10 protein-coding genes, 2 tRNA genes and 1 pseudogene are annotated in these 12,556 nt (G+C 44.5%); all 13 read right to left on the reverse strand.

Going from position 1 to position 12,556, the window contains the following annotated elements; genetic code table 11:
* Positions 1-26: 26 nt before the first annotated feature.
* The 13 genes and pseudogenes from pnp to tpiA all read right to left on the reverse strand — a co-directional run bounded on the left by pnp (position 27) and on the right by tpiA (position 12,441).
* Positions 27-2,117: a polyribonucleotide nucleotidyltransferase gene (pnp, locus tag L3D27_RS09930; RefSeq protein WP_432481094.1), complete on the reverse strand. Its 2,091-nt coding sequence runs from the start codon at positions 2,115-2,117 to the stop codon at positions 27-29.
* A gap of 198 nt (positions 2,118-2,315) precedes the next feature.
* Entirely contained in the window at positions 2,316-2,582 is a 267-nt protein-coding gene (gene rpsO / locus L3D27_RS09935) for a 30S ribosomal protein S15 (RefSeq protein ID WP_284673505.1), read from the reverse strand.
* A 251-nt stretch (positions 2,583-2,833) separates the two neighbouring features.
* Positions 2,834-3,373 carry an opacity family porin gene (locus L3D27_RS09940; RefSeq protein WP_432481095.1) on the reverse strand — a complete coding sequence of 180 codons (540 nt, stop codon included), beginning with the start codon at positions 3,371-3,373 and terminating at the stop codon, positions 2,834-2,836.
* A 258-nt stretch (positions 3,374-3,631) separates the two neighbouring features.
* Positions 3,632-4,264 carry an opacity family porin gene (locus L3D27_RS09945; protein ID WP_284673507.1) on the reverse strand — a complete coding sequence of 211 codons (633 nt, stop codon included), beginning with the start codon at positions 4,262-4,264 and terminating at the stop codon, positions 3,632-3,634.
* A 241-nt stretch (positions 4,265-4,505) separates the two neighbouring features.
* Complete coding sequence (truB, locus tag L3D27_RS09950) at positions 4,506-5,426, reverse strand: tRNA pseudouridine(55) synthase TruB (RefSeq protein ID WP_432481096.1); 921 nt, start codon at positions 5,424-5,426, stop codon at positions 4,506-4,508.
* On the reverse strand, positions 5,426-5,821 hold the full coding sequence (locus L3D27_RS09955; protein WP_284673509.1) for a ribosome-binding factor A: 396 nt from the start codon (positions 5,819-5,821) through the stop codon (positions 5,426-5,428). The genes truB and L3D27_RS09955 overlap by 1 nt, the downstream gene beginning before the upstream one ends.
* Positions 5,822-5,940: 119 nt before the next feature.
* A pseudogene (gene infB, locus L3D27_RS09960) lies at positions 5,941-8,499 on the reverse strand (translation initiation factor IF-2); the annotation flags it as partial.
* A 178-nt stretch (positions 8,500-8,677) separates the two neighbouring features.
* Positions 8,678-10,159 (reverse strand): transcription termination factor NusA, encoded by a 1,482-nt coding sequence (nusA, locus tag L3D27_RS09965; protein WP_373628217.1) that lies wholly within the window; start codon positions 10,157-10,159, stop codon positions 8,678-8,680.
* A 59-nt stretch (positions 10,160-10,218) separates the two neighbouring features.
* Positions 10,219-10,716 (reverse strand): ribosome maturation factor RimP, encoded by a 498-nt coding sequence (gene rimP, locus L3D27_RS09970; protein ID WP_284673511.1) that lies wholly within the window; start codon positions 10,714-10,716, stop codon positions 10,219-10,221.
* Between the two features lie 180 nt (positions 10,717-10,896).
* Positions 10,897-10,973, reverse strand: a tRNA-Met gene (locus tag L3D27_RS09975).
* Between the two features lie 206 nt (positions 10,974-11,179).
* A tRNA-Leu gene (locus L3D27_RS09980) sits at positions 11,180-11,264 on the reverse strand.
* A 50-nt stretch (positions 11,265-11,314) separates the two neighbouring features.
* Positions 11,315-11,641, reverse strand: coding sequence for a preprotein translocase subunit SecG (gene secG / locus L3D27_RS09985; protein WP_432481097.1), 327 nt, complete (start codon positions 11,639-11,641; stop codon positions 11,315-11,317).
* 62 nt (positions 11,642-11,703) lie between these two features.
* On the reverse strand, positions 11,704-12,441 hold the full coding sequence (tpiA, locus tag L3D27_RS09990; protein WP_432481098.1) for a triose-phosphate isomerase: 738 nt from the start codon (positions 12,439-12,441) through the stop codon (positions 11,704-11,706).
* Positions 12,442-12,556: the final 115 nt, after the last annotated feature.

The following is a 12,556-nucleotide window of genomic DNA, read 5'->3' on the forward strand; positions in this document are numbered from 1 at the left end:
TAGCATGATGACTGCATGAAAGCAGATTATTGCTCAATGCCTTTCATGGTCAATTTGATGCGTCCACGATTGTCAATGTCTTGAACCTGTACCTTGACCGTTTGACCTTCGGTTAGGTAGTCGGTAACATTTTCTACACGCTCATCAGAGATTTGGCTAATATGTACCAAGCCATCTGTACCTGGCAAAATGGTAACAAACGCCCCAAACTCCACGATGCGAGCCACTGTTCCTGTATAGACCACACCCACTTCCACTTCGGCAGTAATCGCCTCAATCTTGGCAATGGCAGCACGAGTAGAGGCTTTAGATTCACCAAAGATACGAATGGTGCCATTGTCATCAATATCAACTGTCGCACCTGTCTCTTCGGTCAAGGCACGAATGGTTGCACCACCTTTGCCAATGACATCACGGATTTTTTCAGGGTTGATTTCAATGGTGGCGTAGTTTGGTGCATGGGCATTGATTTCAGTGCGAGAAGTTGCAATGACCTCATTCATGGCATTTAGGATATGGATACGACCTGCGTGTGCTTGGCGTAGGGCTTGCTCCATAATCTCTGGAGTGATGCCCTCAATTTTGATGTCCATCTGCAAGGCAGTGATACCATTGATAGAACCTGCCACTTTAAAGTCCATATCGCCCAAGTGATCTTCATCGCCCAAGATATCAGAGAGTACAGCAAATCGATCGCCTTCTTTAACCAGACCCATAGCAATACCTGCTACTGGGGCTTTTAGCGGAACGCCAGCGTCCATAAGCGACAATGAAGCACCACAAACACTCGCCATCGATGACGAACCGTTAGACTCAGTGATGTCTGATACCACACGAATGGTATAAGGGAAGCGATCCGCCTTTGGCAACACTGCTTGTACACCACGACGAGCCAAGCGACCATGACCGATTTCACGGCGTTTTGGACCGCCCTCACGACCTGTCTCGCCCACCGAATAATGCGGAAAATTATAATGAAGCATAAAATGGTCTTGTTTAGTACCTGACAAGGTATCAACCAAGCTCACATCACGAGTTGTGCCAAGCGTGGTAGTAACAAGTGCTTGGGTTTCGCCACGAGTAAAGAGTGCTGAACCATGCGTATAAGGCAATACACCCACCTGAATGTCCAAAGCACGCACGGTGTCTAAATCTCGCCCATCAATACGGGGTTTACCTGATAGGATATTATCACGCACGGTGCGGTATTTTAGGGTTTCAAACAGCTCTTTAATTTCTTTTACCTTGTCGGCATGGTCTTCGGCAGTTTCGTCCCCTGCCAGTAGCAATGCTTCTTTGGCAAGTTCGTCTAGGCGAGCATAACGGTCTTGTTTAACAGTGATGGTATAAGCCTCGCTCACTTTAGCGGTGAACTGCTCTTTTAGGGTGTTGTTTAGCTCTTCGTTGATGGCAGGAGCAACAAACTCAGCTTTGGCATTGCCAACGGCTTGAACAAAAGCATTAATGTTATCAATAACGATTTGCTGCTGAGCGTGTCCGTATAGCACCGCCCCAAGCATTTGGTCTTCAGACAGCTCATCAGCTTCTGATTCAACCATTAACACGGCTGATTTTGTTCCTGCAACAACCAAGTCAAGCAAGCTGTCTTTCATTTGGGCAAGATTTGGGTTTAAAATGTATTCATTGCCAATAAAGCCCACACGAGCCGCCCCAATCGGACCGTTGAACGGTGCAGGGCTAATCGCCAGTGCTGCTGACGCACCAATCATCGCTGCAATATCAGCATCTTGGGTTTTGCCTGATGAGATGACGGTAGCGGTAACTTGAATCTCGTTATAGTAGCCCTCTGGGAACAACGGACGGATAGGACGGTCAATCAAACGACTGGTCAGAGTTTCAAATTCTGATGCACGACCTTCTCGCTTGCCATAGCCTCCTGGAATCTTACCAGAAGCGTACATTTTTTCTTGGTAGTTTACAGTCAATGGGAAAAATTCTTGACCTGCAACAGCTTCTAGGCGTACAACCACTGCCACCAGTACAGAAACATCACCCATATGTACAAGCACACTGTTCGCTTGACGAGCGACACGACCTGTTTCTAGGACAACTTGTTGATTGCCATATTGAAATTCTTGACGAATAATGTTAAACATAAGGTTTCCTTATAACTTTAATTGCAAACCATAAAAGGCTAATGCTTGATTTTTAGATCAATGGCTTTAAAATTCAGGCATTAGCATTCTAAGGCACTGCAATTAGGATTTTAAAAAATTAAAAAACGGCGTTCATAAAAACACCGTTTTTCATTTAGGGTTTGCTGGCAAAAACCAACAGTAAAACCCAAACACCCATTAACGGCGTAGTCCAAGTTCACTGATAAGAGTAGTGTAACGGTCTAGGTCTTTGCCTTTTAGGTAGTCTAGTAGCTTACGACGCTGGTTTACCATACGAATCAGACCACGACGGCTGTGATGGTCAGCTTTGTGAGCTTTAAAGTGACCTTGTAGGTCATTGATACGAGCAGTCAAAAGAGCTACTTGCACCTCTGGGCTACCTGTGTCGTTCTCGCCTCGTTTGAATTTAGCGATGATTTCTTCACGTTGTTGATTGGTTAGCATGACTAATCCTTAAAAATACGCAATGCAAAAAAGTACAGGCAAACATCGCATTGCTAAGGTTTGCCTAAGCCTATCGGCACATGGGTTGATTATAACACAAAAATTTTAAAAAGTCATTTTAAAATCACAAAATCAAAAATCCCTCTGCGTGAAGAACAAAGGGATTTTAACAATTCCATTAAAAAATTAGAAATTGTAGCGTAGTCCAACTTTAGCACCGTATTGGTTGACTGCTGTACCATCAAATTTGCCTAAATAGTTGTCGCCACATCTAGTGTAAGCTGTGAATTTAGAGCATACTGTGCACCAACAGGGATACCTGCACCAAGTTTGGTCATTTTCTTTGCTTCATTATAATTTTCATTCTTCAAAGAGCCATCTGTTGACATGATAGTCTTAAACCCTTCTTCTTGATAGTTGAGTTGATTGATGCCAATACGCACACCTGTATATGGTGTGAAACCTTTGTTGGTTTGATAGTCATAAAAAGCAGATGCACCCACTGACTGAACTTTCAAGGTTTCCGTCCATTCGTCATGGTCAGGCCTACCACGCTCTCCTATCGAGCCTTTTGCTTTAATTTTACCAAAATTGGTATAATCTAACGCATAGCGTGTCGCACCAAAATCTTTACCAACTGCAATACCAAATCCTGCCTTACCATACGTCCCATTATCTTGAATTTTTAGTTTTGATGCACCAACATTACCCTGAACATACACACTGCCGGTATCAGCCATCGCTAGAGTTGAAATGCTTGCCACTAGGGTAGCTAAAAGTAACTTTTTCATCATTGTTCCTTAAAAATCACCTTAGTCAAGCCTAAGGTCTGTGAAGAAATACACTTTTTTACAAAAGCTTAGCTATTATACCCCCCTCCCTGCAATGTTTTGCAAGTGAAAATTAAAGAAATATTACAAAAAATTATCTTTGCGTTATAAAAATCGCTCTCTATGTATACTTGTTATAAAGCTCAAAAAAATAAAAGCCCCTCGCCAAAAAACAAGGGACTTTTTTAAAACTTAGAAAAAACAAGGGGTTTTTAAAACTTAGAAAGCATAACGCAAGCTGGCTTTAGCACCATATTCCTTGATTTTAAAGTTATCTACTTTACCCAAATGGTTATATTCTACACCACCATCAATCGTCCATTGTGGACTAACAGCATATGACACACCCGCCACAGCACCCACGCCTATTTGAGTTTTCTTGGCACTGATAGATGGGTAATGTGGCTTATCGGCGGTCACTCTATAATTTCTATCAAAACTTAGTTTGTTAGCAGCCAAGCGAACGCCAGCATATGGCGTAAAGCCTGAATAAGACTGCAAGTCATAGATAGCAGACACCCCCAATGAATGTGCTTTTAGGGTAGTTTTGCGGTAGTCATTTGGATCATTAGCAAAGCCTGTTTCGGTGTGCTGAATTTTACCAAAATTGGTATAATCCACCGCATAGCGTACCGCACCCAAATCTTTACCAACAGACACAGAAAGTGTCATATCTTTATCTTTGATTTTGCTTTGGATATCTTTATCTTTGATTTTGCTTTGGATATCTTTACTGTTTAGGCTAGATACGCCCACTGAGCTTTGTACATAGGTATTAGCACCATTAGTAACATTGGCAACTGCTGTTGCAGACAGACTGGTCATCACAAGCATTGAGAGTAATTTTTTCATAAATCATACCTTAAATATTGCAAAAAAGTTTGTACCTAAATCATATTTTTAGATCATATCGCCAATCACCGACATCATAAAAACAGGCAGTGATGGGCATGCAATCAAAAACTTGGGTATTTTATGCTAACAGCTGACAGATTGCAACCAAAATTGTATGATTACATGGACAACCGATACACTTAATGGTCAAACACACTGTTTTGGCAAACATATTTATCAAAACAAACTTGACTTTTAATTATGCCACCAATCGCAAAGGCTGTAATCGCCCATTTGTCTCTAGTCGCCCAAGCCCCACAAAACAATCATCATGATACAGGCGAACTTGACAACTCTCATGGGCGACATCAAGCCTACTCATACGGTCTTTAATGTTAAGTCTTTGCCCCATTTTGATGCGTGCAGTTTCGTCAGTGGTCAACTGGATAATGGGTAAATGACCAAGCAAAACATCAATCGGTAGCAGTTTGTCAAAACGCTCATCAAAAGACAAACCTAATAGCTCATCAAGACTGATCGCACTTGCGACCTCAAATCCACCTGTGCTTGTGCGGTGCAGGGCAATCAGATGCCCCACCGTCCCTAGTCTCTTAGCAATCGTCTCGCCCAATACTCGCACATAAGTACCCTTAGAGCAGATGACCTCAAAGGCAATCTCATCATCACTTAGCCAAGTTAACTTTAGATGATGAATGACAATGGGGCGAGCCTCTCGCTCCACCTCAATGCCATCTCGAGCATATTCATAGAGTTTTTTGCCGTCTTTTTTTAGGGCAGAATACATGGGCGGAGTTTGCAACTGCTTACCTGTAAGCAAGTGGGCAATGTCGTTTAATTGCTCTTGAGTAAAGGGCGGTATGGGGGCAGTTTTGATGGTTTGACCCTCTTTATCGCCTGTGTCGGTCTGACTGCCTAGCTTGATGATGGCGGTATAGCCCTTGTCAGCATCTAGCCCAAAGGCACTAAATTTGGTCGCCTCACCCAGACAAATCGGCAAAAGCCCTGTTGCCATTGGGTCAAGCGTACCTGTATGCCCTGCTTTTTTGCTGTCAAATTCTGCCGACATGAACAGGCGTTTGGCTTGAGCAAGGGCGGTATGCGAGCTGATGCCACTGGGTTTGTTAAGCAGTAATACACCTGAGACGATTTGTTTAGCCATCACTCGTCCGTCTCACTCACACTCTCGCCTGTTTTTTTCATGGCTTCGCTAACAAGGGCTGCCATGTAGTTACCATGTGCAGTTACTTCATCATAATGAAATCTTAGGCGTGGCGTGGTGCGAGTTTTCATCGTGTGAGAGAGTTCGGTACGCAAAAATCCTGCGGCGTTTTTTAAGACTTTTAAGCTCTCACGATGTGCATCAATATTCATGCCACCGTCTTGGGTCGGTTCTAGAATCGTTACATAGACATCAGCATAACCCAAATCAGGGCTAACTTTGACACTAGAGATGGTTACAAACCCTGTCAAACGGGGGTCGTTAATCTCATCACGGATAAGTACAGACAGTGTACGCTGAATTTGATCAGCTAGGCGTTGTAGGCGTTGATTCATAATGTTTTCCTTATTTGGAATGACTGATTGCAATGATTGTAATATGTTGTGGCTAGTATAATATATTTTTTATAAAGAACAAAACCCTACATCAGTAGGGTTTTGTTGATCGTTAGCGATTATAATTCACGCTTTACTTCGTGAATCTCAAAGACTTCAATCTTATCGCCAGCAGCGACTTCATAGCCCTTGACCGCAAGACCGCATTCCATACCAGATTTGACTTCATTCACATCGTCTTTATAGCGACGCAGTGATTGTAGCTGACCTGTGAAAATAACCTTATCATCACGCAGAACACGGATAGGCTTGTTGCGATAGATGGCACCTTCTTGAACCATACAGCCTGCCGCCGCACCGAACTTGCTTGAGCGGAATACTTCACGCACCTCAGCAATACCCAAGATTTTTTCACGGTGTTCAGGAGCAAGCATACCACTCATCGCCGCCTTGACATCGTCAATCAAGCCATAAATCACGCTATAATAACGAATATCTAGCCCTGCTTCATCTGCCTTGCGTTTGCCTGCTGTATCGGCACGCACATTAAAGCCAAGCAATACCGCTTCACTAGACTCCGCCAAAATCACATCGGATTCACTAATCGCCCCCACACCTGAGCTGATGACACGCACTTTCACCTCATCGGTCGATAGCTCATCTAATGCACCCAATAGAGCCTCTAGCGAGCCACGCACATCGGTTTTTAAGATGATGTTCAGCGTTGAGATTTCACTACCCATGTTCTCAAATAGCGTGTCTAGACGCATCTTGTTTTGACGATCTAAGATGCGTTCTCGTTCACGAGCAGCACGGAAATCTGCCACTTCACGGGCTTTTTTCTCATCAGAGACCACCAAAAACTCACTGCCTGCCATCGGTGCATCAGGCAAACCCAAAATCTCTACAGGAATTGATGGACCTGCCGTCTTGATACGCTGACCGTTTTCGTCATTCATGGCACGAACTTTGCCGTAGAACTCACCGGCCAACACCAAATCGCCTTGGTTCAGCGTGCCTTTTTTGACAAGTAAACTTGCCACCGCACCACGACCTTTGTCAATGCGTGATTCAATGACCACGCCTTGTGCCGCACCATCAATCGGTGCTTCAAGCTCCATGACTTCTGCTTGGATACTGATGGTCTCAAGTAGCTCATCAATACCCATGCCTGTCTTGGCAGAGACTTGAATCATAGGCACATCACCGCCCCATGCCTCAGGCACTACTTCTTTAACCGCAAGCTCGTTGATGACACGGTCTGGATCGGCAGTGTCTTTGTCCATCTTGTTGATGGCGACAATCAGCGGTGTGCCTGCTGCACGAGCATGGTCAATCGCCTCTTCGGTCTGTGGCATCATGCCATCATCAGCTGCCACCACCAAAACCACGATATCAGTTGCCTGTGCACCACGAGAACGCATGGCAGTAAAGGCGGCGTGACCTGGTGTGTCTAGGAAAGTAATCACCCCTCGGTCAGTTGTTACATGATATGCACCAATATGCTGTGTGATGCCACCTGCCTCGCCACTGGCGACTTTCGCCTCACGAATCTTATCAAGTAGCGATGTCTTACCATGGTCAACATGACCCATGATGGTAACTACAGGTGGGCGAGCTTGTACATTGCCCGATTTTTCATCTACAGACTCTTGTAGGTCGTCTTCTAGCTTGGTGTCTGAGACCAATACCAAATTATGACCAAATTCTTCAACCACAAGACCTGCAGTATCTTGGTCAATGGTGTCAGATTCACGCACCATCTCACCCATTTTCATGAGTGATTTGATGACCTCACGCACCTTGACCGCCATTTTTTGGGCAAGGTCAGAAACAACGATGGACTGCCCCACCTCAACATTATAAATAATTTTTTCAACAGGCATTTCAAACTTATGCTTGTTAGACTGCGAAGATTTTAGACCACGCTGTTTAGGACGAATCTCAAGCTCTTCTTTGCCTTTTTTCTTACCGCCTTTGCCACGAGCGTTATTGGTGCTTGCACCACGCTTAATCTCACGACGCTCTTTTTCAAACGACTCTTCTAGTGCAGCACCTACCAAGCCTTTGGCAAGCGGTTCATCTTTACGCACGATGGTGCTAGTGGCATCGTCTTTTTCTGAATAACGACTTGCCATCTGCTTCATCTGCTCAAGCGTGCGTTTTTGAGCCTCTTCGGCTGCCTTACGGCGATTTTCTGCTTCTAGTTGGCGTAGTTTTTCTTCTTCTGCCTCACGAGCCAAGCGAGCTTTTTTCACCTCTGGTGTCTCAACCTTGCTAGGCTTGGCAGTCTTTTTGTTTTTATCTGATTTGTTTTCAGCTTTATTGGTGTTGTCGTCTTTTTTGGTTTTTTTGACCACAACGGTAGCACTTGATACTTCTGCTGGCGTACCGCTTTGGGTATTAGCACGCATGGCAGCCAAAGTTGCTGCTTGACGCTCTGCTGCTTCTTTTTTGCTGCGTTCGGCGGCTTGTTTTTCTTCGGCGGCTTTTAGGCGTGCTTCTTCAGCCGCTTTTGCTTGGGCAGCGACTTCTTCAGCGATTTTGTTAGCGTTAGGTTTTTCAAAGACGATTTTTTTGGTTTTGACGACATTGACCGCCTTAGCTTTACCTGATGTTCCAGTTACTTTGGCAGTAGAAGTGGTTTTTGATTTAATACTGATGCGTTTATTTTCTTTATCTTGGGTATTATCTACCATGTTTTTCACCTAATTCTTGGCAAAGGCAATACCAAATTTGTAGCATTGCCAATTTATCTGATGGCTTGCCAAATCACGCAAATTAGGTGTTTTGGCAAGCGACTAATTCAATGCAAAGGCACCCATTATAAGGCACTCGCACAGGCGGCACGCATGGTTATTCAAACCACGATTGGCGTGCACTCATGATAAGATCGCCTGCAAGTTTACTATCTAGACCTTCAATGTCCTCAATGTCAAATACCGCCTGCTCTGCCAAATCGTCTAGCGTAATAACATCACGCTCAGCCAATTTATAGGCAATCTCAGTGGTCATGCCTTCTAAAGCAAGCAACTCAGCACTTGGTTCTTTGATGTTTTTTTGTTTTTCAAGCTCATCAGCGATGACGATTTCTTTGGCACGCTCTTGAATGGTGGCGATCACTTCATCGTCCAAACCGTCAATATCATAGAAAGTCTCAACAGGTACATAAGCGACTTCTTCAATGCTAGAAAACCCAATCTCCGCCAGTGCCTCTGCCAAGTCTCTATCCACCTCTAAACGCTCGTAGAATAGGCTGATGGTCGCCTCCGATTCTGACGCTTGACGCTCTAGGTATTCAGACTCTAGCATCATGTTAAGTTTATAGCCTGTCAGTTCTGATGCTAGGCGAACATTTTGTCCTTGTGAGCCGATGGCACGAGCCAACTGGTCATTGGTAGCAAAGATAATATCGGCAGTTTTGGCGTCTTCATCTAGTACAAGGCTTGACACATCGGCAGGCTCTAAGGCACTGATGATGTACTGGGCAGGGTCATCGCTCCACACCACGACATCAACACGCTCACCGTCTAGCTCTTGCTGTACCGCTTGGATACGAGTGCCACGCATACCAATACACGCACCCACAGGGTCAATGCGATGGTCATTGGTTTTTACAGAAATCTTGGCACGCATACCTGGCAGACGAGCCACATCACGAATCTCAATGATGCCCTCGCTAATCTCTGGCACTTCTTTGGTCATCAAGGCAATCAGCATATCTTTGTTTGTACGAGACAATAAAAGCTGTGAGCCACGACCATCACGGTTCACTTGATACAATAAAGCGGTTACTCGTGATTTTGGACGCAACATCTCTCTTGGCAAAGACTGTTCTTTGGCAAGATAGCCCTCAGCATTCTCGCCTAAGTCAATCACATAGCCATCACGGCTTTGTTTTTTGACCTCGCCTGTGATTAGCTCGCCAATGCGTGCTTCAAAAGCATCGGCAACCAATGCACGCTCTGCTTCACGAATCTTTTGTATGATGACTTGCTTGGCTTGAGTAGCAGCGATACGACCAAACTCAATGGATTCAATTTGCTCTTCTTTGATATCGCCGATTTTCCACTCATTTTCATCCAAATCACTGATGGCAAGCTGACAAGCTGGCATCTCGTGATCTTCATCTGCCACAACCGTCCAATAACGGTAAGTGTCATAATCGCCCGTCTTACGGTCAATTGATACACGAATGGCAACTTCTGGCTGTTCGGTATAAACTTTTTTCTTGGTAGAGACAACCAACGCCTGCTCAATCGCCTCAAAAATATCTTCAGGATTTAGCCCTTTTTCGTTACTTACCGTCTCAACAACGGTCAAAATCTCACGGCTCATATAACACCCTTTGGGTTAATTTTCGGTTAATCTTATTGATAAATAAAGCACTAAAAGCATCAGCCTTCATAGATCAAATGTGCTTTATCTACATTATTAAATTCAATCTCAAATTCTAGCTTATCTTCAGTAACAACCGTCATACTGCTCTCGCCTGCCGTCATCAAGCGACCTACGACCTTACGGCGTTTGGTATCGCCTTGTCCGATGGCGTGAATCAGACGCAAATTGACAATTTCACCGATGAATAAGGCAACTTGTTCAGGTGTGAATAGCGGACGGTCAAAGCCAGGACTTGACACCTCCAAAATATATTCGCCTGCAATCGGATCATGCACATCAAGCACACCTGACACTTGATGATTGACCGCCGAACAATCCTCAATGGTGATATGCTCGCCATTGGCACGCTGTTTGGCATCGACCTCAATATAGATACGGAGCAAAGATTTGCGACCTTGTGGCATGAACTCAATACCCCACAGGTCAACACCGCACGCACGCACAGCAGGTGCGATCAGCTCGGTCAATTCAGCGATTTTACTCGATGGTTTCATATTGCTTGGTATGTCCTTTAATAAAAATGACCTGTTTGTATTGTATCATCTGTAAATGACAAATACAAAAAAACCCACAAAACTCTTGTTGGTGGGCTTTAGATTTATTAGCCTAATCTTATCTGCTTGATAAGATACCCCAGTGTTACCAGTAGGTAAAAACAATAAGGATTTAAAAAGTGGTAGCGGGGGCTGGATTTGAACCAACGACCTTCGGGTTATGAGCCCGACGAGCTACCAGACTGCTCCACCCCGCATCAATTTAGAACACCATTCTATCATGATTTTTTAGGTTGTCAAGCGTTTTGTTAAAATTATTTGTATTCTAATGGCATGATAGATGGTTCATACTCTAATCGTGCCTCAGAACCGCACAGCACCATATTGGCAAGTTTTGCTTGAACTGCTTAAAAGACCAAACCATTAAAAAACCGAACGACGAACATCACTCGGCTCAAATATTTGGTGCGATCGGAGGGACTTGAACCCTCACGCCGTGAAGCACTACCCCCTCAAGATAGCGTGTCTACCAATTCCACCACGATCGCAAAGTAGCACTTATTATAACGATAAATCTTAAAATATCAAGTGATTTTTATTAGTGCGTGTCTGTCGGTGTTTCGTTGGTGCTTGGCGTACTCATTGCTGGCATCGTGTGAGCCATAGGTATGTCAATACGGCGCTGGTCTTCTGCTTGACGCTGAGCGTACCAAGACAAAACCAAACTGGTAACAAAAAACACCGTCGCTAGCACAGCAGTAGCACGAGTCATAAAATTGGCTGAGCCTGCTGCACCAAATACCGTGCCTGCTGCACCTGCACCAAATGACGCACCTGCATCAGCACCTTTGCCATGTTGCAACAAAATCAAGCCAACCATGGCGATGGCAACCACAATATGAAAAACCAATAATACTGTAAACATAATCTAAAATCACTGCTTGATGATATTTTTCAATCTTAACTTTAAAACCAACCCAAATGATATCAGCTGAATGCTTGAGCGATGAGAGAGAAACTCTCTGCCTTTAATGACGCACCACCCACCAACGCACCATCAATCACTTCACAGGTGGCAAGCTCTTTGGCGTTGTTATCATTGACGCTGCCACCATATAGCACACCCACATCATCAATGCCTTGGCTTGCCAAGTTCGCCTTAATGTGGCGGTGCGTAATCGCAACTTCATCAACTGTCGGCGTAAGCCCAGTGCCAATCGCCCACACAGGTTCATAAGCGATGAGTAGCTGTTGTTTAGGCACATCTAAGCCATGAAGCACAGACAACTGTTCGTCTAGCACCGCCAAGGTTTCGCCTTGATCGTACTGCGTCTTCGTCTCGCCAATACACAGCACCACAACCAAACCAACATCAATGGCGTGCCTAATCTTATCTGCTAGCACCACATTCGTCTCGCCATGATAGCTACGGCGTTCTGAATGACCGATGAGAGTGAAGTTTGCACCCATATCAACCACTTGGGTGGCGGATACATCGCCTGTGAATGCACCCATCTTACCAAATGCACAGACATCTTGAGCACCCACCCAAACAGATGAGTCTTTTAAAATCTCTTTAACCGCCCCAAAATGCAAAAAAGTAGGACAACAACCAATATGGCAACTTGCCTGCTTTGATGCCAAACTGATGGCGTGAGCGAGTGCGGTGGCATCAGCGAGCGTTGCTGGGTTTAATTTCCAGTTACCAATGACATACTTAATCATGATAAGTCCTTTGATTGACCCCTACTTAAAAATAAATGCGGTTTATAAACAGGTCATTATAACGCATTTTTTTGATAATACGCAGATTTTTTGTTGTTTTTTATCACAAACCGAC

This window comes from Moraxella sp. ZY200743 (assembly GCF_050885545.1).
Taxonomy (GTDB): Bacteria; Pseudomonadota; Gammaproteobacteria; order Pseudomonadales; family Moraxellaceae; genus Moraxella; species Moraxella haemolytica.